Source organism: Dietzia sp. CQ4, assembly GCF_014145125.1.
Lineage (GTDB): Bacteria > Actinomycetota > Actinomycetes > Mycobacteriales > Mycobacteriaceae > Dietzia > Dietzia natronolimnaea.
The window spans coordinates 1-20,748 of record NZ_JAALDZ010000030.1; the positions used below are offsets into that span (position 1 = coordinate 1).

The 20,748-nt window shown below is 70.2% G+C and carries 18 protein-coding genes; 12 read left to right on the top strand and 6 right to left on the bottom strand.

Annotated elements, in window-relative coordinates:
* Nucleotides 1–69 precede the first annotated feature (69 nt).
* The 3 genes from G6031_RS02070 to sfnG are packed head-to-tail and all read right to left on the bottom strand — an operon-like array spanning nt 70 to nt 3,701.
* A complete protein-coding gene (locus G6031_RS02070; RefSeq protein WP_182652285.1) occupies nt 70–1,260 on the bottom strand; it encodes an acyl-CoA dehydrogenase family protein in 1,191 nt (396 codons plus the stop codon).
* The gene (locus G6031_RS02075; protein ID WP_182652286.1) at nt 1,260–2,474 is read right to left on the bottom strand and encodes an acyl-CoA dehydrogenase family protein; all 1,215 of its coding nucleotides are present in this window, start codon (nt 2,472–2,474) and stop codon (nt 1,260–1,262) included. The genes G6031_RS02070 and G6031_RS02075 overlap by 1 nt, the downstream gene beginning before the upstream one ends.
* A gap of 51 nt (nt 2,475–2,525) precedes the next feature.
* A complete protein-coding gene (sfnG, locus tag G6031_RS02080) occupies nt 2,526–3,701 on the bottom strand; it encodes a dimethylsulfone monooxygenase SfnG (protein WP_179525123.1) in 1,176 nt (391 codons plus the stop codon).
* A 370-nt stretch (nt 3,702–4,071) separates the two neighbouring features.
* On the opposite strand from sfnG, the gene G6031_RS02085 reads away from it, so the two are divergent.
* Nucleotides 4,072–4,530 carry an Hsp20/alpha crystallin family protein gene (locus G6031_RS02085; RefSeq protein WP_107756271.1) on the top strand — a complete coding sequence of 153 codons (459 nt, stop codon included), beginning with the start codon at nt 4,072–4,074 and terminating at the stop codon, nt 4,528–4,530.
* A 96-nt stretch (nt 4,531–4,626) separates the two neighbouring features.
* Here the strand turns inward: G6031_RS02085 and G6031_RS02090 are convergent, their stop codons facing one another.
* Nucleotides 4,627–6,252 (bottom strand): ATP-binding domain-containing protein, encoded by a 1,626-nt coding sequence (locus tag G6031_RS02090; RefSeq protein WP_179525122.1) that lies wholly within the window; start codon nt 6,250–6,252, stop codon nt 4,627–4,629.
* A 156-nt stretch (nt 6,253–6,408) separates the two neighbouring features.
* Here G6031_RS02090 and G6031_RS02095 point away from each other — a divergent pair, with 156 nt between their 5' ends.
* The 3 genes from G6031_RS02095 to G6031_RS02105 all read left to right on the top strand — a co-directional run bounded on the left by G6031_RS02095 (nt 6,409) and on the right by G6031_RS02105 (nt 8,860).
* The gene (locus G6031_RS02095; protein ID WP_182652287.1) at nt 6,409–7,536 is read left to right on the top strand and encodes an ABC transporter permease; all 1,128 of its coding nucleotides are present in this window, start codon (nt 6,409–6,411) and stop codon (nt 7,534–7,536) included.
* On the top strand, nt 7,533–8,237 hold the full coding sequence (locus G6031_RS02100; RefSeq protein ID WP_182652288.1) for an ABC transporter ATP-binding protein: 705 nt from the start codon (nt 7,533–7,535) through the stop codon (nt 8,235–8,237). The genes G6031_RS02095 and G6031_RS02100 overlap by 4 nt, the downstream gene beginning before the upstream one ends.
* Before the next feature lie 77 nt (nt 8,238–8,314).
* On the top strand, nt 8,315–8,860 hold the full coding sequence (locus G6031_RS02105) for a TetR/AcrR family transcriptional regulator (RefSeq protein ID WP_182652289.1): 546 nt from the start codon (nt 8,315–8,317) through the stop codon (nt 8,858–8,860).
* Nucleotides 8,861–8,905: 45 nt separating this feature from the next.
* On the opposite strand, the gene G6031_RS02110 is transcribed toward G6031_RS02105, so the two are convergent.
* The gene (locus G6031_RS02110) at nt 8,906–10,153 is read right to left on the bottom strand and encodes a hypothetical protein (protein WP_182652290.1); all 1,248 of its coding nucleotides are present in this window, start codon (nt 10,151–10,153) and stop codon (nt 8,906–8,908) included.
* Between the two features lie 168 nt (nt 10,154–10,321).
* Here G6031_RS02110 and G6031_RS02115 point away from each other — a divergent pair, with 168 nt between their 5' ends.
* The 8 genes from G6031_RS02115 to G6031_RS02150 all read left to right on the top strand — a co-directional run bounded on the left by G6031_RS02115 (nt 10,322) and on the right by G6031_RS02150 (nt 20,250).
* A complete protein-coding gene (locus G6031_RS02115) occupies nt 10,322–10,924 on the top strand; it encodes a biotin transporter BioY (protein WP_179525117.1) in 603 nt (200 codons plus the stop codon).
* A complete protein-coding gene (locus G6031_RS02120; protein ID WP_347238426.1) occupies nt 10,921–11,691 on the top strand; it encodes an ABC transporter ATP-binding protein in 771 nt (256 codons plus the stop codon). Before G6031_RS02115 ends, G6031_RS02120 begins: the two co-directional genes overlap by 4 nt.
* Nucleotides 11,692–12,291: an energy-coupling factor transporter transmembrane protein EcfT gene (locus G6031_RS02125; RefSeq protein WP_182652291.1), complete on the top strand. Its 600-nt coding sequence runs from the start codon at nt 11,692–11,694 to the stop codon at nt 12,289–12,291. It abuts the gene before it with no gap.
* Between the two features lie 143 nt (nt 12,292–12,434).
* On the top strand, nt 12,435–13,931 hold the full coding sequence (locus G6031_RS02130; protein WP_182610149.1) for a DUF3375 domain-containing protein: 1,497 nt from the start codon (nt 12,435–12,437) through the stop codon (nt 13,929–13,931).
* The gene (locus tag G6031_RS02135) at nt 13,928–14,641 is read left to right on the top strand and encodes a DUF4194 domain-containing protein (protein WP_346034464.1); all 714 of its coding nucleotides are present in this window, start codon (nt 13,928–13,930) and stop codon (nt 14,639–14,641) included. Before G6031_RS02130 ends, G6031_RS02135 begins: the two co-directional genes overlap by 4 nt.
* On the top strand, nt 14,631–17,963 hold the full coding sequence (locus G6031_RS02140) for an ATP-binding protein (protein WP_182652292.1): 3,333 nt from the start codon (nt 14,631–14,633) through the stop codon (nt 17,961–17,963). The genes G6031_RS02135 and G6031_RS02140 overlap by 11 nt, the downstream gene beginning before the upstream one ends.
* The gene (locus tag G6031_RS02145; RefSeq protein WP_182652293.1) at nt 17,963–19,162 is read left to right on the top strand and encodes a Wadjet anti-phage system protein JetD domain-containing protein; all 1,200 of its coding nucleotides are present in this window, start codon (nt 17,963–17,965) and stop codon (nt 19,160–19,162) included. The genes G6031_RS02140 and G6031_RS02145 overlap by 1 nt, the downstream gene beginning before the upstream one ends.
* 368 nt (nt 19,163–19,530) lie before the next feature.
* On the top strand, nt 19,531–20,250 hold the full coding sequence (locus G6031_RS02150) for a phosphodiesterase (protein ID WP_187700890.1): 720 nt from the start codon (nt 19,531–19,533) through the stop codon (nt 20,248–20,250).
* A gap of 13 nt (nt 20,251–20,263) precedes the next feature.
* Here G6031_RS02150 and G6031_RS02155 read toward each other — a convergent pair.
* Nucleotides 20,264–20,748, bottom strand: a 485-nt coding sequence (locus tag G6031_RS02155) for an SIP domain-containing protein (protein WP_182652294.1), incomplete at its 5' end; no start/stop codon positions are given.

Below are 20,748 nucleotides of genomic sequence, written 5' to 3' on the forward strand. Positions count from 1 at the left end.
CGCACCGCGGCAGGGCCCGGCCACCATCCAGGGTGGCCGGGCCCTGCCACGTCCGCACCCGAGCCCCGGTCAGAAGGTGCCGTGGCTGGGCGGCCGAACCCTGTCCAGGGCCCACCGGCCCAGGTGGTGGAGCTTCCACCTCTCCGGATCATGAAGGGTGTGGGTTCGGGCGTCGCGCCAGTACCGGGACAGGTTGGCCGATCCGGCGGCGGTGCGCGTGCCTCCGAAGTCGAACAGCTCCGAACCCGCCCGACGCGCAGCTCGACCCGCGGCCACCTTCGCGGCGGCCGTGGCCAGGGACGCCTCAGCGACGGCCCCGGCACCGGGTGTGGTCTCGGCGTGGTGGATCCGCTCCCCCGCCACCACGAGTAGTGCCTCCGCCGACCGCACGGCCAGCTCGAGGTCACCGGCCTGGGCGATGAGGAGCGGATCGTCGGCCGCCCGGTCGACAGCGGCCTCGAACCACGGCCTGGCCTTCTCGGCGAGGCCGGCGATCGTGTCGACCGCACCCCGCGCGAGCCCCGTGTCGATCGCCGCGTGCAGCAGTTGCGCGCGGGTCCCGTACGTGCTCGGCCGGGCCAGGAGCCCCGTGTAGTCCAGCACCAGATCCGGATCCACCACCACGTCGTCCAGGTCGACCGTTCCGCTACTGGTGGTGCGTTGACCGAAGGCGTCCCAGTCGGTGCCGATGGTCACCCCTTCCGCGCCCGCCGGAACATAGGCGATGACGCTGCCGCCGTCCGGCCCGAGCGCCCGCACCGCCAGGATGTCCGCGAAGATCGCACCGGTGCAGTAGAACTTGGTGCCCGAGAGCACCAGCCGTCCCGTGCTGCGGCGAAGTGCGGTGGAATCGTCCCGCGTCGTCCTTCCCCCGAGTTCGGTCTGGGCGTTGGCGACCAGGGCACCATGAAGCACACGCTCGGACAATGATCGCCGCGGGACGTCCGAACCCCCGCGCCAAGCGGCGTCGAGGAACGTGAAATGGCTCTGCGGGATCTGTGCGAGGCTCCCGTCGGCGGCGGCGATCGTGGCGGTGACCGCCGCGACGGTGGAGACGGGTAGACCCGGACCCCCGTACTCCGTGGGTACCGTCAGTGCGAACAGGCCTGCGGCTGACAGCGCCTCCACCTGCTCGACGGGCAGCGCCTTCTCGGCATCACGCACGCTCGCACCCGCGGCGACGGCGGGGGCGAGCGCGCGCGCCGTGGCGATGGCGGACTCGCTCGTGATGGCTTCTCTTTCGCTGACGACGAGCGCCATCAGCTGTACAGGGTGATGGCCGGAGCGGTGTGGTTCAACGTCCAGTCCCCGATCTCTCGCGCCTTGTAGGCCACCGGGTCGTGCACCGTGTGGGTGCGCAGGTTCCGCCAGTGCCGGTCGAAGCCGTAGGTACTGGACGTGGCCCGTGCTCCCTGGATCTCGAACAGGCGCGAGGCCACCTCGAGCGAGACCTTGGTGGTGACGAACTTGGCTTCCGCGATCGCGATCGCGGTCTCGGCGCGTTGCTCCGCACTGAGGCCCGGGCCGAAGTCCAGAGCCTGCTGCAAGGCGGCACCGGCCCGGTCGGCCAACAGAGCCGCGCCGGTGATCCGTGCCCGTTGTTCACCGATCAGTTCAAGGATGTACGGGTCCTCGGTCGCCGAGTCGAGTCCGGAGGTCTCCCACGGGCTCGCGTTGAGTCTCGTCCAGTCGAGCGCCTCGGTGAACGCACCCTCGGCGGTGCCGATGTAGAAGTTGACGAACGCCAGCTGCCAGTGCGGTGTCACCAGCGTCTGATACGGCGAGAACCCGGGCGGGGAGTCCGGATCGCCCAGGATCTCGTGGCGTTCCACCCGGGTATTGCGGAATTCGACTCCTCCGGAGTCGGTCAGCCGTTGGCCGATGGCGTCCCAGTCGCCGTCGGGCTCGAACCCGGGGCGATCGGTGGGCAGGGTGAGGAACACCAGGTCGCCCTGGAACGACGCGGTGACCGAGAGATGGTCGGCCACGCTCGCGCCCGATGCGAATGTCCGGCGCCCGTTCAGCCGGAAGGCGTCGCCGTCACGGGTGAGCTCCAGGCCGTCGGCTCCCCGCGGGTTCTGGACGCCGCCCCAGAACAGCTTCTCCTCCGCGTTGCGTCGTGAGAGTGCCTCGCCCTGCTCGGGCGTACCGAACAGGTGCGGGATCCGCTGTTGGGCGTAGTGATACCCGATGAGGTGGGCGATGGAGGTGTCGCCGCGCGCGATACGGCGGGTGATGTGCTGAGACTGTGCGAAATCCAGTCCCGAGCCGCCGAACTCGACGGGCTCGCCCACCTGCAGCAGGTCGTGCCGGCGGAGCAGGTCGATCTCGGCGGTGGGCGCGGCGTTCGCGCGGTCACGTTCAGCCGCGGTCACGCCCAGTTCCGCGGCGACCAGATCGGCCCGCCGGAGAGCGTCGTCGAATGCGGCCTGGTCGCCGGAGGTGCGCTGCCCTGAGTTGATGGTGGATGTCATCGGTGTCGTCCTTCTGTGATCGGGGAACGGGTGGGCTCGGGCTGAGTCGTGTCAGGTGGCGGGGACGAGGACGCCGTTACGGGCGAGTTCGGACTCGAGCCGCCCGCTGGCGAGCAGGTCTGCCTCGAGTTCGCGGACGAGCGGAAGGATGGTGGCACCGAAGTACTCCACGTCGTCGATGCAGTGCAGGAAACCGAGGAGGAAGAGGTTCACACCCCGCGTCTTGTAGGCGACGATCCGCTCGGCGATCTGCTCGGGGGTGCCGATGAGTCCGGTCCGGAAGCCGTCGTTGTACTGCACGAGGTCCGAGAACTCAGAGTCCTGCCACATCCCCTTGCCGTCGCCGGTCGCACTCCCGGCCTGTCTGACGGCGGATCCGAACCCCTCGACCGCCTCGCGGTCGGCCTTGGCGACGATCTCGCGGAGGACATCGCGGGCCTCGACCTCGGAGTCGCGACCGATGAGAAAGCCGTTGAGCCCGAACTTGACGGTGCGACCGTGCAGGGCGGCCTCGGTGGTCACCTCGACCACCTGCTCGGTGAGTCCGTCGAAGTCCTTGCCGTTGCTGAAGTACCAGTCGGAGACCCGGCCGGCCATGGCCCGGGCGGCCGTGGAGTTCCCACCCTGGAAGATCTCGGGATGGGGCCGGCCCGGAACGTCGAGCGGCTTCGGTCTGAGGTCGAAGTCGTGCAGGCGGTAGAAGTCGCCGGTGAACTCCGCGTGGTCGTCGGTCCAGATGGTGCGGAGGTATCTGATGAACTCCTCGGCTCGGCGGTATCGCTCGTCGTGTTCCAGCCACGGCTCACCCAGCTTGGTGAACTCGTCCTTGAACCAGCCGGACACCACGTTGACCGCGGCGCGGCCGTTCGAGAGATGGTCCGCGGTGGCGAGCCACTTCGCCAGGACACCCGGTTGCCACAATCCCGGGTGGACAGCGGCGATGACCTTCAACCGCTCGGTCGCGAGAAGCAGCGCCAACGAGAAACTCGTCGACTCCTGCTGGTACGCGGCTCCGTAGGACGCGATGTACCGGACCTGGGTGAGCGCGTAGTCGAACCCGTTGTTCTCCGCGGCGACCGCCAGACGCCGGTTGTAGTCGTAACTCCAGTCGGTACGCTGCTCGATCGTCGACACGACCAGCCCTCCGCTCACGTTGGGCACCCAGTAGGCGAACTGCAGTGGTGCGGCGGCGGTCTCGAACTGTTGCTCAGGACTGATTTCGGGCATGGCTGATCAGGACTCCTCACGAGTTGGTCGGGGACGAAAGCGCACCGGCTCACCGGGCGATCGAGGTCCTCGCCTCACCGGTGCTGCGGCCGTGCGGTAAGTCTGCGCACTGAGGCCGCCGACGTCGACGATTCGAATCTCGGTGGTGCTATTGGCAGTGGATCGCCGGGATCAGGAGCCGCCCCCCGACAGTGTCGGAGAACCCGGCGTCACGACGCGCGCGCCACGTCTGAATCATCGGGTCCCGCCTGTATCCGACTGAGACAACTCCGAGACCTGAGTCGGGAATACTCAACTACGGCGGTGAGTTGAACCGTGTGCGATCCCGGAGACGCCGGGCGCATCCCGACCAGTCCTGAAGGAGACCATCATGGCCACCACCACCCGTTTCGATCCGTTCCGTGAGCTCGATCGCCTCCTGGGCGAGGGGCTGCGCAGCGCGACCGCCTCCACCTCGCTGCCGATGGACCTGTACAAGGAGGGCGATCGCTTCGTGGGCCTCATCGACCTGCCGGGCGTCGATCCCTCCAGCATCGACATCGACGTGGAGGACCGCACGCTCACCGTCCGTGCCGAACGCCGCGCGCCCGCGGAGGGTGATGCCCAGTGGCTCATGCATGAGCGTCAGTCGGGCACCTTCGCCCGGCAGCTCGCCCTGGGCAAGGGCCTGGCGACCGACAAGATCGAGGCCGACTACAGCGACGGCGTGCTGCGCCTGGTGATCCCCGTGGCCGAGGAGGCCCAGCCGCGCAAGATCTCCGTCTCCCACGGCGCCCGGAAGGCCGAGCAGGCAGAGATCGTCGAGGGTTCCGCCGACCTCGGGAGCTGACCGCGGTTCTCGTGTCCACCTGACCACCGCCCGGCCCCCCACCAGGCCGGGCGGTGGTTCTCATCCGGCTCGCGCACCCCGGCCGCGTCCACGCGCTCACCTGCCGCCGCACGGCGCACCGGGATCACCCACCACCACCAGTACATCCGTCGCCCGGGACAGCCCCACGTACACCCTCTCGCGGACCCGGTCCATGCCGTCGTGGTGGTTGCACACCAGCACCACGGCGCGGCGCTCCAGGCCCTTGAACCCGAGCACGTGGCCGTAGAAGATGTCCTCGCCACTCCAGAACGTCTCCCAGTAGGTGTCATTCCCGCCTTCCTGCAACTCGACCTGCATCGGGTGCCGCGATCCGGTGGTCAACAACGCGACGTCCCGCGGTTCCCAGCCCTCGTCGAGCAGTCGCATGGCCTCGTCGTCGCCGGCCGACACGGGGTCGGCGCCCTCCGGCACCTCGACGTAACGGACCGCGGGCCCCGAGCCGCCGCGCAGCTCCATCCGTTGTCCCACCAGGGGCAGGAAGGCACTGGCGATCTGACGCGTGTTACGCAGATTGTGATCGAGCACCAGCGGCACCAGGTCGACGGGCGGCCGACCGGTCCGCTGGAACACGCTCTGCCCGGCGTCGCCGACGATCATGAGACGGCCGAGCTCACGATCGCGCAGTGCACCGATCACCGGACGCCACCAGCTGTCGGCGAAGTCCTGGGCCTCGTCCACGATCACGGCGTCGAACCTCTTGCCGTCGGGCAGTTCGTCGGCGAGCTCCGCCATGAGGCGCGGGAGCTCCTCCTCCCACCACCGGACCGTCTCCTCGGACCGCACCCGCTCGTCGGGCCCGGCAGGAGCGCCCCACTCGACGCCCAGCGCGTGGAACTCCCCCACGTACGCAGGCCGTTCGCGTCTCGTCCATCCGCTCGTGACGCGTCTGAGGTATCCCGCGAGGCCGTGCGAGTAGCAGATCAACGCGACGCGCTGCCCGGCCCTCGACAGACGCCGCGCCTGCTCGAGTGCGAGGTAGGTCTTGCCGCTGCCCGCGCCACCACGGATCTCCACGCGCGGCAGCGCGTCGACCGCCCGGAGGAGCACCGATTGCTCGCGGGTGAGCGCGTCGGCGATGTCGGCGTTCTCCGCGGCGCGGGCCACCACATCCCGCTGCGGCAGTCCCCGGCCGCCGAGGACGTCCGCGAGGCGGGTGACGGTGTCCGCGGCGAGGAAGGGTCGATCCCTCGGCCCGGAGTTCCGCGCGAGACGGTAGGCGAGGGTGGCGAGCTGGTCGAGTTGATCACGATCGACGATTCGTTCGCGCTGTATGTCGGGACGTGCGAAATCCCCCGGGATCGAAGCGTGGGGGAAGACCAGCATGTGGGTCCAGCGCTGGTGCTGCCGCGGCCATCGTGGGTCCGCGTCGACATGACCACGCAGGGCGTAGAGGGCATCTCGACACTGGGTGACGGGATCGATCGTGTGCTGCTTGCCGCCGGTCCCCTGTCGCCACCGGCCGTCCTCGATCGTGATCGATCCCGCCTTGATCTCCATCGCCACGATCCCCGCCCCGGGCATGGCCACGAGGACGTCCACCTCGTGCTCCTTCTCCGCGGTGGAGACGCGCTGCCCCACCACGATCAGGCTGTCGTCGGAGAGTTGATCGCGCAGGAGCTCGACGACCTTCTCCTCGGAGGGGTGGCCGTAGACGGGAGTGTCGGGAATGACGCGGGGCATGTTCCAGGAGTACCCGCCCGCGCCTGCGGATCGGGTCGAATCGCCGGGTCCTGCCGACACCGCACCGCGGTGAGACCTTCGCGACACCGTGTCAGCATGATACTGACATGGTGTTAGCATCTTCCCCGTTCCCGATGTCGATGCCGGAAGGCCTCCATGTTTCTCGCCCTACGCGAACTGACCTTCGCGCGATCCCGATTCACCCTGATGGGCTCCGTCGTGGCCCTGATCAGCGTCCTCATGGTTCTCCTCGCCGGGCTGTCCTCGGGACTGGTCAACGACGGCGTCTCCGGCCTGCAGCGCATGCCCGTCCAGGCCGTCGCGTTCGCTCCCGAGACCCGCACCGACTCGGCGTTCACCCGATCCGTGGTCGGGCCCGACCAGGTCGAGGCCTGGGCCGCACGACCCGACGTGTCGGTGGCCACACCGATGGGTCTGTCGATCATCAACGCCAGGACCTCCTCCGGGACCCCGGTGGACCTCACCCTCATCGGCGCGGACCCAGAGGGCCCGCTCGTTCCCGAGGTGGCCGAGGGCCGGGCGCCCGCGTCCGACGGGGAGATCCTCATCAGCGCCACCGCCGCCGATTCCGTCGGCCCGGGCGACACGGTGACGGTCGACCGACTGGGGATCCCCCTCGAGGTCGTCGGCATCGCGGCCGCCCAGCACACCTTCGGCCACGTCGACATGGCCTTCACCACCCTGGCCACGTGGCAGGACGTGCACGCCGGCACCCGCTTCGGCGAGGAGTCGCGCGCCGGCGCCCGTGAGGAGTACAGCGTCGTGGCCCTCGCCGGGGTCGACGGCGAGTTGCCCGACCTGGCCACCGGCGATGCCGCGGCCGACACCTCGGCGCGCACCCTGGAGGAGTCGTTCGACTCCTCGCCCGGATACCAGGCCGAGATGATGACGATGTCGATGATCACCTGGTTCCTGTACGCCATCTCAGCGCTGGTCGTCGGTGCGTTCTTCGCCATCCTCACCGTCCAGCGATCCCGCGAGATCGCTGTCCTGCGCGCCATGGGCGCCTCGACCGTGCGACTCCTGGGCGACGCGATCGGGCAGGCCTTCATCCTGCTGGCGGGGTCCATCGCGGTCGGTGTGGCCATCGGCGTGGGAGTGGGGTCGATCCTGGTGGGCACCGGCATGCCGTTCGCCCTCGAGACCGGACCCATCGCACTCGGAGCCGCCCTCCTCCTGACTCTGGGACTGGTCGGCGCCACCCTCGCCACCATCCGCATCACCGCCGTCGACCCGCACAGCGCACTGGGAGAGAACCGATGACCACCACCACACACACCCGCGACGCCTCCGCCCCGGGCCTTCGCCTGAGCGGTGTCGAGTTGACCTTCCGGGACGGCGACCAGACCGTCTACGCGCTGGCCGGTATCGACGTCGAGGTGGCCCGTGGCGAGGTCCTGGCCGTGGTCGGCCCCTCCGGAGCGGGCAAGTCGAGCCTCCTGGCCGTGGCCGGCGGACTGCTGTCCCCGACCTCAGGCACCGTCGAGGTGGGCGGCCGCGACATCACCGGTCTCGGTCGCCGGGACCTCACCCGGTTCCGGCGCGACCACGTCGGGTTCGTGTTCCAGTCCGGCAACCTGGTGCCCGCTCTCACCGCGCGCGACCAACTCCGGCTCGTGGGAACACTCGGCGGAGACCGGTCCCGGCGTCGCGATCCCGACCACCTGCTCGAGGCCGTCGGTCTGACCCACCGCGCGCGCCGCCGCCCGGCCACCATGTCCGGCGGCGAGCGTCAGCGGGTGGGCATCGCCCGCGCCCTGATGTCCTCGCCCGATCTGCTGCTGGTGGACGAACCCACCGCCGCGCTGGATCGCAGGACCAGCCACGACGTGGTGCGTCTGCTCGCGGAAGAGACCCATCAGAACGGCGTCGCGACGGTTCTGGTCACGCACGACCACGAGATCCTCGAACACTGCGACCGGGTCCTGGAGATGGTCGACGGGCGGCTGCACGCGCACGTGTGACCTGATGGACACGTATGATCGGGCCTCCGCCGAGAAGGTGACGGGAGACCGACATTCCACGTATCGACGCCCCCACCGTGGGCGAACACCGGGACGCCAAGCGTCGGGCCCTGCTCGACGCGGCCCGGTCGATGCTCTCCGAGGCCCCCGGTACCCCTCCCGACATCAACGAGCTGACCACCCGGGCGGGCATGACACGGTCGAACTTCTACACCTACTTCTCCTCGCGCGCGGAGTTGGTCGTCGCCGTGGCGGAGGACCTCATGCCACGGTGGATCGACACCGTCACGGGAGCTGTGCGTGACGCAGGCGGCGGCCGCCGGGGGGTCGTGGCCTACGTGCACACCACCCTGGATCTGGTCGCCGCCGGTGACCACGCGATCCTCACCGCGCTGGCCGCGCAGCTCCCCGACGGCCCGGCGCGCGAGCGGCTGACCCGGATGCACACCGAGATGACCACCCCACTGCGCGAATCGCTCGCCGAGTCCTCCCGATCCGATCCACAGTTGACCACCGAGCTGGTCATGGCCGTGACGTTCAAGGCCTCCGAACTCATCGAGGGCGGGCGGCCACTGGACGAGGTACTCACCGCGGTGGACGCCCTGATCGATCCGCCCGGGTGAAAGGCGAGGTGGCACGGCGACGGGGTCGTGTCCCACCATCGCGCGTCACCCCGGCCCGATCGCCCACCCCGTCGTCATCTGCCCGGCGAATACCGGCAGCCGCGCGAGGATCCGGTTCTGCTCGGCCCGCGGCCGGAAGCCCACGTCCAGGTAGCCCGGTGCCTCCGCCGGCCGGTCGCGCACGAGCGACCGGAACGCCGGCACGAGATCCTGCTCGATGTACTCCCAGCGCGGTTCCCTGTCGGCCCAGTTGAACGCGGGCAGCGGGGTGTGCAGCACCGTCGGCCGGCCGTTGACGTCCGCGCGCACCGACAGCGGGCGGAACCCACCCAGGGTGGAGGCCCCGGGGATATCGGGGGAGCCGCCCACCGTGGTGATGTAGGTGAGCACCCGACCGACGTCCCCTCGGCCGGCCGCCGTCGCGTCCCACTGGTCGGCGATGATCTGGTTCTGCTCCCGCGACGCCATCCGCAGCAGCGCCTCCGACCTGCCGTCCGGTGAGCCCTCGTCGAGTCTCCGCCAGGCCTCGATCGCGTACTCGTCATACGCCCCGCCCGCCGCGAGTTCCCTGACCGCCGGCAACCCCCCTGCCAGGTAGGCCTCGTGCATCGGGACCATGTCCATGAAGATGTTGCGCTGCATGATCAGCAGCCGGTGCAGGTACCAGTCCACGTCCGGTCGCGTGAGCGTCGGACCCGCGGTGGCCAATAATCTCACGTCGCGCGGCATCCCGGCCGCCAGCTCCCACGGCACTCCACCGAGGGCGTCACCGACCCCGGTCCCCACCTCGTGCACCCCGGGCACGCTGAGCACGCCCCCCACCTCGTCGAGGTCCCAGAACCCGGCGGCGAACGACATCCCGGCCAGCCCGGCCATCCCGGTCCACCAGAACCCGTCGTGGGAGTTGTACAGCCGCAGGTAGTTCACGTACACGTTGTCGACCGTCTCCAGGTTCGCCTCCAGCCCCCGGGCCGGCTCCCACTCGTCGAGGTCGATCCCCGCGTTCTGGGCACCGACGACCAGCCAGTACTGACGGGCCAGGGTCCCGTATCGCTCCGGCGCCACGCCCGCGGCCCGCACCACGTCCAGCGCCGCCCCCAACTCGTCGCGATCGGTGGTCATGGAGGTGGAGAAGCCTCCCGCCGACTCACCGTGCGGGTTGTCGGCCGCGACGTCCAGGTAGACGGCATAGGGTTGCGCGCTGACGTGGGCCGGCAGGTGTACGAACGCCAGGACTGCCACGAGGAATGCGGCGATGACCTCGCCGAAGACGCGTTGGGATCGAGTCGTCACTGGTCCCCCGAACCGCTGGATGTGATTCAGGTCACTCTAAGCCAGTCCCGCCGGGCCCGCGACCGGACACGCGGAGCCGCCCACCCCGATGAGGCGGTTCGGGGTGACAGGGGCAACAATGAACCCCGTCCATCGTCGATCAGCTTTCCAGGTGACAAGGAAGTCCACGTGAGCACCTCCATCGATCAGGCCCCGGCCCGGAGCGCAACCCGAGATCTCGCCCAGATCGCGGTGTTCGCCGCCCTCATCGTCGTCCTCGGTCTCCCCGGTCAGATCAGCATCGGCTCCGCCGGGGTGCCGATCACGCTGCAGACGCTCGGCGTCATGCTCGCCGGCGCCCTTCTGGGCTGGCGCAAGGGACTGCTGTCGGTCCTCGCGGTGATCGTGATCGGTCTCGCGCTGCCCGTCCTCGCCGGCGGTCGCACCACCCTCACCGCGCTGGCCAGTCCCACCGCGGGTTTCCTCATCGGCTGGCTCCCGGCCGTCGTCGTGATCGGCCTGCTCACCGCGATGCTGATGCCGCGGTACCGGCTGATCCCCGGGCTGCTCATCAACATCCTCGGCGGCATCGTGGTCATCTACGCCTTCGGCGTGGTGGGCATGCTGATCCGCACCGAGCTGACCTTGACGGCCGCGATCGCGGCGAACGGCGTCTTCCTCCCCGGCGACCTCGTCAAGGCGGTCATCACGGCGGTCGTCGCCGTGCAGGTCCACAAGGCGCGGCCCGGTCTGATCGCCCCGCTGCGTGGGCGTCGTCCGACCCCCGCGTGACCGACCCCCGCGTGGCCGACGACCGAGGCACCGAGATCCGCTTCGATGGCGTCAACCACGCCTACGGTGACCGGACCGTCCTCGCCGACATCGATCTCGTGCTGTCCGAGCGGCGAATCGGGATCGTCGGCGTCAACGGCGGGGGCAAGTCGACGCTCGCGCGGATGATCAACGGGCTGGTCGTCCCCACCTCGGGCACGGTGACCGTCGACGGCCTCGACACGCGCCGCAAGGGCGCGCAGGTGCGCCGCCGGGTCGGCTTCTGCTTCACCGATCCCGACACCCAGATCGTCATGCCCACCGTGGCGGAGGACGTCGAGTTCTCCCTGCGCCGATCGGGCCTGAACCGCGAGGATCGACGACGACGGGTCGACCAGGTACTCGCCACCTACAACCTCTCCGATCACGCCGACCACCCCTGCCACCTCCTGTCCGGCGGTCAGAAGCAACTACTCGCCCTGGCGGCGGTGCTGGTGATCGAGCCCTTGGTGATCGTGGCCGACGAACCCACCACCCTGCTAGACCTGCGCAACCGCGCGCTGGTGGCCGAGACCTTCGCCGGACTCCCCCAGCAGCTCGTGGTGGTGACCCACGACCTGGACCTGGTGGCCGACTTCGACCGCGTGCTGGTGGTGGACGGCGGCCGGGTGGTGATCGACGACGCCCCCGCGGCCGCGCTGTCGGGGTACCGCCGGATCGCGCTGCGTCCGGGCTCGGGTACCGGATCGGGATCGGGATCGGATACCGCTTCGGGGCCGGGGGTCTAGGTGTTCGCCACCTACCAACCCGGGCACTCGCTGCTCCACCGCCTGCCGGCGGGCCTGAAGATCCTCCTGGTCTGCGCGCTGATCCTCGCGGTGTCGCTGTCGGTGCGGGACGCCTGGCACGTGCTGCCCGCGCTGGGGTTCGCCGCGGCGCTCTATGCGATCGGGCGCATCCGGCCGCGCGCCGCCTGGGACCAGGTGCGTCCGGTGCTGCCGATGTTGCTCGCGATCCTGGTGTTGCAGTGGATCGTCGCCGACCTCGACACCGCTCTGCGCGTGAGCGGTGCGCTTCTGGTGGCGGTGGCGGTGGCGGGCCTCGTCGCGCTGACCACCAGGGTCTCGGACATGCTCGACGCGGTCACCAGGGCCGCCCAGCCACTGCGCCGCGTCGGGGTCTCGCCGGATCGGGTGGCGCTCGTACTGGTCCTGACGATCCGGGCGATCCCCCTGCTCGCCCGGCAGCTCCGGCAGGTGACCGAGGCCCGCAGGGCGCGCGGTCTGGGCATGTCGATCAGGGCGCTGGTCGTACCCACCGTCCTCGGGGCGCTCACCACGGCCGACCAGCTCGGCGACGCGTTGGCGGCCCGCGGCGTCGACGACTGAGCGCCCCGGCGGGGCGAACTCCGGGGCCGAGCCCACCCTCCTCGGCGAGTGGTCGCAAATACGCCGAGCGGGAGAATTCGCCCTGGGCAAACGCGATCGAAATCGACCACTCGCTGCCGCTGGCGTCGTACCCACATGCCACCATGAACGCCATGTCCGCGCTGGCCCGCTTCTTTGCCCTGACCCGGCTGAACGCGGAGTCTCCGACCCTCGCGCTGCTGCGCAGCCCGCTTTGGCCGCTGATTGTGGCGGTTCTGAGGGAGATGTTCGAGGGCTCCTCCCGCCGGGTACCGTCAGCGGAGCTCTACGAGTTCCTCGACAGGACGTTGCTGGCGGTGCGCGACTCCGGTGCGGATCTTCCCGGGACCGCACAGTCCTACGTGCGGGCGTGGGTGGACGCCGGCTGGATGCTCAGGCGTCCAGGAACCGCCGCGACCGGCGAGACGGTAGAGCCCACACAGTCAGCCCTGGTGGCCGTGGACTTCCTCGACGGTCTGCAGACCCCGCGTCGCGGACTCACCGTGTCACGGGTCGAGACTCTGACCCGCCAGCTCGAGGACCTCGCCCGGGACACCGATCCATCGATCCAGGGCCGACTCGCGTCCCTCACCCGGGAGCGGGAGCGGATCGATGCCGCGATCGCACGCGTCGAGGCGGGCGAGGTCGAACTCGCGGATCCCGAGCAGGTCCGGGAGAAGGTGGCCGAGATCCTGCACGGCGCGGACGACATCCCCGCCGACTTCGCACGGGTCCGCGCTGAGTTCGACTCGCTCAACCAGGATCTTCGTCGTCGTCTCCTGGACCAGGACGGTGCCCGCGGCGACGTGCTCGACGCGGTCTTCGGGGGTGTCGATCTCATCGGTGACTCGGAGGCGGGTCGGAGTTTCTCGTCGTTCTACTCGGTCCTCCTCGACCCCGAGCGCTCCGCCTCGGTCGACGCGTGGATCAACGACATCCTGAGCCGACCGCAGGTGGCGGACCTCCCGCCGGCCGCGCGCCGCGAACTGCGCTCGCTGTTCGAGGAGATGGAATTGGCGGGCGCCGAGGTCAACGGTGTCCTCACGTCCCTGTCGCGGAGCCTTCGGCACTTCGTCGCGACCGATGCCTACGTCGAACACCGTCAGATGATCGCCCTGATCCGGTCAGCCCGGTCCGCCGCGGCCGAAGCCAGCAGGACGAATGCTGCCCGACCGACCACGTCGATGTCCGTCCCGCTCCGCCGGATCGGCATGTCCGTCCGATCGGTGAGCGCCCTGCGCCTGAGGAACCCCGGGGAGGAACGCGTGGCGGCGGAGGTCTCCCACCACGACACGGGCATGGCCGACCTCTCCGCACTCACCGCGCTCGTGCGCGCCTCGGAGATCGACGAGGTCGAACTCCGCGCCCATGTCGACGACGTGGTGAGCCGACTCGGACCGTCGTCCATCGGCACCGTCCTGCGCGAACACCCCGCCACCCAGGGCGTGGCCAGTGTGGTGGGCCTGCTCAACCTGGCCATCAGGGGCCACGTGCAGGCCCCACCGGACGCCCCGGACGCGACGGAGACCATCACGTGGACAGGCGCGGCCGGTTCCGAGCACACCGCCCGGATCCCTACGCTGGTGTTCACCGCCGACCGATCGAACGAGGAGAACACGTGACGGCTCCCCCGGGAGACGGTGCCCCGCCCACCGCCGCGTCGACCGATGCCCCGGCCGACGACCGCGAGGCGTTGTGGCCCGGAGACACCGGGACGCTGTCCTTCGCGTCCCGACGCGCGCTCGCCCGCCTGCTCACGGGTCCACTGGTGCAGGCGCATCGCCAGCCGGAGATCTGGGCAGCGGTCGTGTCCGACGAGCCCGCGCTCCGCTCAAGGCTCGCGGACGTGTTCCTCGACCTTGTCCTGGACCACGACGCCGGGATCGCGTTCACCCGTCAGGTCGACACCTCCGTCCACGTCGAGGTACCCGCTGTACTCCGAACCGAGACCCTCTCCCATATGGACACCGTCCTACTCCTGCACCTGCGGTCGGAGTTGTCAGTGGCCCAGCCCGGCGAACGGGTGATCGTCGACCGCACCGACGTCGCCGAACAGATCGACGTCTATCGCCAGGTGATCGACTCCGACCGGGCCCGCTACACCCGAAAGTTCGACGCCTCGTGGAACCGGCTCAAGACGTACTCGCTGCTCACCGAGACCGAGACCGAGGGACGTGCCGAGGTGTCTCCGGTCCTCCGGCACCTCTTCGATGCCGACGTGGTGGCGGGTATCCGCGACGAGTACCGGGGGTTGATCGCCGCGCACGGCGATGCCTCCGACGAGGGCGCCTCCCTGTTCGACGACGACGAGGCGGACGACGATGCCGGATGATCTGAAGTTGCCCGGTATGCCGGAGCACCCCGGGCAGAGGCGGCTCTCGCGAATCCAGGTGTGCAACTGGGGCACGCTCGACGGGTATCACGACGTCGCGGTCCCCAGGAAGGGCTTCCTGGTCACCGGCGGTTCCGGCTCCGGCAAGTCGACCCTGATAGACGCGGTCTCCGCCGTACTCGTCCCGCCCGCTCACCTCCGGTTCAATGCGGCGGCCCAGGAAGAGGCCGGCCGGGGCTCCGGGCGCACGCTCGTCTCGTATCTCCGCGGCGCGTGGCGCCGAGGGGCCGACGGCGAGACGGGCGACCTCGCCTCCGTCTACCTTCGCCCCAAGGCCACTTTCTCGGCCATCGCGCTCACCTACTCGAACGGGACGGGGAGCAGTGTGACGCTGCTGCTCCTGCTCTACGCCCGTTCGGGCGACAACTCCGCGACCGGGATCAAGCGCCTCCACGGCGTCGCCGAGCACCCCTCCGACTCCCCCCTTGATCTGACGGAGATGTTCGGTCACCTGCGCAACGGGATCGACAAGCGAGCGCTCAAGCGCGAGTTCCCGGACATCAGGTTCCACGACAGCTATTCGGCCTTCGCCGCGGCGTTCCGGCGCCGGCTGGGCATCGCGTCGGAGGCCGCGCAGTTGCTCCTCCACCGGACTCTGTCCGCCAAATCCCTGTCCAGCCTCGATCAGCTCTTCCGGGACTTCATGCTCGACGAGCCGGACACGTTCGCCGTGGCCGACCGGGCTGTCGAGCAGTTCGCCGAACTGCGGGAAGCGCACCGGTCGGTGGTCGACGTCCGTAGACAGATCTCTCACCTCGAGCCGCTCGCGGACCTGAGTGCCTCACGGATCCAGGTGCTGGGGAGGGCCGAGGAACTCGACGCCGAGAGCTCGGCCTTCCCGGCCGTGCAGGTGGCCGTTACCACCGCGCTGGTCGAGGAGGAGCTGTCGACCGAGCGCGGAGCCCTCGTCGCCGCCGAGGCCGCCGTCGCCACTGCCCGTGATCAGCTCGACTCAGCCAGAACGACCAGCGACGACCTCCGCTCCCGGTTGCGGGGCAGTGCGGGCGCCGGGCGCGACGAGCTCGCGCGGGAGCTGGGCCGCGCGCTCGACCACGCAACGTCGGTGACCTCCCGTCGCGAACGGGCGGCCACGGAGCTCGAGCGACTCGGCGGCACACTTCCGGCCACCGCCGAGGACTTCGCCGTCCTCCTCGCCAGGCTCGACCGGGACGACGCGGACCAGGAAGCCGAGCGAGCGCGTGATCGGAAGAAGCTCCGCGAGGTCGCCGGGGACCTCAACGAGGAGTCGAGCACCCTCGCCCGTGTGACGGCCGACCTCCAGGCGCTGCTCCGTCACCGCTCGAACATTGATTCGCGCCTCTTGGCAGCGCGGGACCTGGTCTGTCGTGCGGCTGGGGCCAATCCCCGCGAACTCCCGTTCGCGGGCGAGTTGCTCGATGTGTCCTCCGAGCATGCGAGGTGGCGGCCGGCAGCCGAACGAGTGCTCTCCGGCTTCGCGCGGACGATGCTCGTCCCCGACCATCTCCGCGCCGCGGTCACGCGCGCGGTCAACGACACGCATCTGGGCATTCGGCTGGTCTACGAGGTCGTCGACACCACCGATGACTCGCCTGCCAAGAGGACCGGCCCGGACAGCCTGGTCCGAAAGATGGAGCCCGCCCCCGGTCCGTTCCAGCAGTGGATGCGTCGTCGACTCGCGAGCGAGTTCGACCTGACCTGCGTCGAGTCCTCCGACGAATTGGGCGCCCTGGAGCGGGCGGTCACCCTGCACGGCCTCATCAAGCGTGGTCGGAGGTTCGAGAAGGACGACCGACGCAGCATCGACGATCCGGCGGTCTTCCAGCTGGGTGGTCTCAACGACGCCAAGGTGGAGGCGCTCACCGCTCGGCGCGATCAGATCCAGTCCCGGATCGACTCCGCGGAGAGCCGGTGGGCGGCGCTGGAGAACCTCGACGCCGATCGACGCTCCCGGCAGCAGGCGGGAGCTGCGCTCCGCGGACTGCGGTGGGAGGAGATCGACTCGACCACCGCCCAACGACGGGCCGACGACGCCCGAGAGCGGCTCGACCGGTGGCGCGAGGCGCACCCGGAGGTTGCCGAGATGGAGCGGGAACTACGTGATGCCGAGGAGTTCCAGTCGCGGGCGCAATCGACATACGATGCGGCCACCGGTGACCGAGCAGTCGCGGCGAACCACGTCGCCGGGCTGCAGGCCCGCCTCGCGCAATTGGCCGAGCGTAGTGCCTCCGAAGAGTCCCACGGTGCTGCCGATCCCGACGCCGCCGACCGGATCCACGCGCGCCTGTCCGCCGCCACACGCAGGCTGACGGCCGACAACGTGCAGGACGTGTGTCAGCGGGCCGAACGCGCGATCGCGGTGGAGCAGTCGGCCACCGCCACCGAGCGCGACCGCATCCACCGGCGCATCACGGCGATCCTCACCTCATATCTCGAGATCTGGCCCACGATGAAGGCCGACCTCAAGTCGGACCCGGAGTTCGTCGGTGAGGCGGTGGAGGTGCTCGTCCGCCTGCGGCGGGACAGGTTGGCCGATTTCGAGGAACGCTTCCTCGGCCTCATCGGCGAGATGCAGACCCGCAACCTGGGCGAGCTCGCCCGCCGCATCCGCCGGGCCCGGTCGGAGATCGAAGCCAAGATCCGACCCGTCAACGAGTCCCTTCATCGATCGGAATTCCAGTCGGGACGCTGGTTGCAGATCGAGGTGCGGGACCGGCGCTCGGAGACCGTCACCGACTTCCTCGGTGACCTGGAAACGGCCCTGACCGGCGCACTCGACAGCCGCACCGTGGACGCCGCGGAGGCGGGTTTCGCCGTGATGTCACGTCTGCTCGACAAGCTCGGGTCGGCGGACGCCGGCGACCGTCGCTGGCGGCAGACGGTGCTGGACACCCGCAAGCACGTGGGGTTCATCGGCATCGAAATCGACGCCGACGGCGCCCCGACCAACTACCACGATTCCTCGTCCGGGCTGTCCGGCGGGCAGGCGCAGAAGCTGGTGTTCTTCTGCCTCGCCGCGGCGCTGCGCTTCCAGCTGGCCGACATCGACGCCGACGTCCCCGGCTACGGGACGGTCGTTCTGGACGAGGCGTTCGACCGCGCCGATCCCGAGTACACGCGTCGGGCGATGGACGTGTTCACCGACTTCGGTTTCCACATGGTCCTGGCCACCCCGCTCAAGCTCCTGCAGACCCTCGAGCCGTACATCGGCGGACTCGTGGTGGTGGGCAACGACGACGGCAGCCACTCCCGGATCGAGCGCGTCACCTGGGACGAGGCCTGATGGTGGCTACCCGCTCGGAGCCGCGCGACCCAGACCAACTGACGGCCGCGTGTGCCACCCGGTTCGCCCGGGTCCACCGTCGGTGGCTCGCCGACCCCTTCGGCGGGGACGCCGAGGTCGTCCGGTTCAGCACGGCGCCGCCGACCGCCGCGAACGCAGCCGAAGACCCCAGTGGGACAGCGGCGTGGATCAGGCGATGGCGCGAGTTCGAGAGCACCCATGGAGGACCCGATGTCCGGCTGACCTGGGCGGACCGCCGCCTGCCCGGGTTCGGGGTCGTACCGCTCCCGCAACGCGTTGAAGTGGTCGGCGCCGACACCATCGCCCACATCGCGGACCGGGCGTCGCGGTGGGCTCGGCTGCTGAACCGCACGCTCCGGATCATCGACCTCGGGCCCGATCACTCCATGCTGCGCCGCGCCGCCGCAGAGACCTCGGCCACCTGGGAGGACTGGGAGGAGGGCGCGTTCGACCAGCTCCTGGCAGTGTGCCGCTGGGCACTCGCGAACCCCACCGCCGGGCGTCGTGCCCGCGAGATCGCGGTCCCGGGGGTCGACACCAAGTGGATCGAGACCCGGACCCGGGTGGTCGAGGTTGTGCTCGACGCCGCTCGGGCCGGCGTCGACGACGCGGTCCGCGGGACGGCCACCGGGCTGGGATTGCTGGGCCCGGACGTCCGCATCCGCATGAGGGTGCTTGATCCGGACATCGCGTTCCCGTTGCGTGACGTCGAGAGCCCGGTCGATCAGCTCGCCACTCTGTGGCGTACCTCGGGGGGACCGCCTCACCTCGTCGTCGTCGAGAACCTCACCACCTTCCTCGCCCTGCCGGACCTCCCCGAGACCGTCGCGTTGTTCGGCCGGGGGTTCGCGGTCGACGCCGTCGCCGTCCTGCCCTGGGCACTCCGCGCTCACATCGCGTACTGGGGCGACCTCGACTCGCACGGCTTCGCGATCCTCGACCGTCTACGCCATCACGCCCCGCACGCCGTGAGCGTTCTCATGGACACCGAGACCCTGGACGCATGGCGCGAGTATGCGGTGCCCGACCCCTCGCCGACCCGGGCCGCGCCATCGCGCCTCACACCGGATGAGCTCGACGCGCTCGAGGCGCTGACGACCGGCGGGGACCTCCGGCTCGAGCAGGAGCGCATCCCCTGGGACTGGGCGCTCCCGCGCCTCCACGCAGTGTGGAGCTGAGCCCGGACACCGTCGGCCAGGTCCCCTGGGGTCGTCAGGGCAGTCCGCGGACCCACCACTCGCCCACCATCTTCTGAACGCTTCACGCGACGCGGTGAGTTGCGGTGATCGGGTCGCGTCGCCCGCAGGGTCGATGACTGGATCAATCGGCGCGCCCAACTCCGGGGCCGAGTCCACCCTTTTCGGCGAGTGGTCGCAAGTACGCCGAGCGGGAGAATTCGCCCTGCGCAAACGCGATCGGAATCGACCACTCGGCGGGGCGGGGTCGGCGGGGCGCGGTCGGCGCGGCGGTGCGGACGAGGCGCGGTCGGTCGAGCACTGCACGTAGCGCCGCTGTGTGAGACGCGGCGCTGAGTATCGTTGGGATCATGCCCCGCACCCATCGGAGAACCGCCCGCGGCACCTCCGCCCACGCCCCAGTCGACCGTCGCCCGGAGGCTTCCGCGGAGGTGGCCGTGCGCTCGTCCCCCGTCGCGGGTCTTCTCGGTTCGGTCTTCGGGGTCGCGGCGGCGGTGACGCGCCTGGCACGACCCAAGGCCCTGCACCCCAAGGGCATCGTCGCCCAGGCGACGCTGAGCGTGACCGGGGTCGGCCGAACCGGTTCACCGCTCCTGGACATCACGGGCAGGTGGCCGGCGACGATCCGTTTCTCGCGCGCCGTGGGTCTGCCGGACGTCGTCCCCGACATCGGCGGGATGGCCATCCGCATCCACGCCGACCGCCCCGTCGACATCCTGCTCGCGAGCACGGGCCTGGGTCCGATCAGTCGTTACGTACTGACCACGGGATGGCGCACGACCGGCCGCACCATGACCTCGATGTTCCCCGTCAGGGTCGCCGGGCGGCAGCTGTTGTTGGCCGCCATCCCGACAGGCGACGGCGGCACGTGGACCCTCCAGCACGCCACTCCGCTGGGCAGATGGGAGACCCTCGGGCGTGTGACGGTGGACACCTGGGAGGACGACGACGAGAACCTGCACTTCGATCCGGTGGGGAACCGCCTGCCCGGATCGCGGTATCCGCGTCTGCTCGGCGCGTTGCGGGATCCGTCGTACCCGGCGCCCGACGAGGGCCCGGAGACGACCTGATCCGCCCGAGCGCTCAGGATTCGGCCGCACCCCTGCGCCAGTAGCCCATGAACGACACGGCCCCCTTGGGGATCCCGGCGCCGTCCACGGCGAGGCGGCGCATCGCGCGGACCAGCCCCGCCTCTCCGGCCAGGAACACATACGGGTCCCCGGCGGAGACGGTGGTGGCCGTCTGCCATTCCCGCTCGGCGGGACGGCGCCCGTCGAGGACCGACTCGACGCATCCCTGACCCACGCCCAACAGTCCGGCGAGGTGATGGACGAGCGCGTGTCCCCGCTCACCGGACCGCGAGAGCAGGGTGACGGTCTCCGGCGCCTCGGCCGACAGCGCGCGCACGTCGGCCGGTGTCGGCAACTCCAGGACGATCCGGACCTCTCTCGTCCCCCGTGGCTCCGCGGCCAGCTCCCCGGCGATGGACAGCAGGGCCGGCGCCGCGGTCTCGTCACCCGCGCACACCACCCGGCCGGCGGCTCCGGGAGCCCACGCCGCCCACGGGG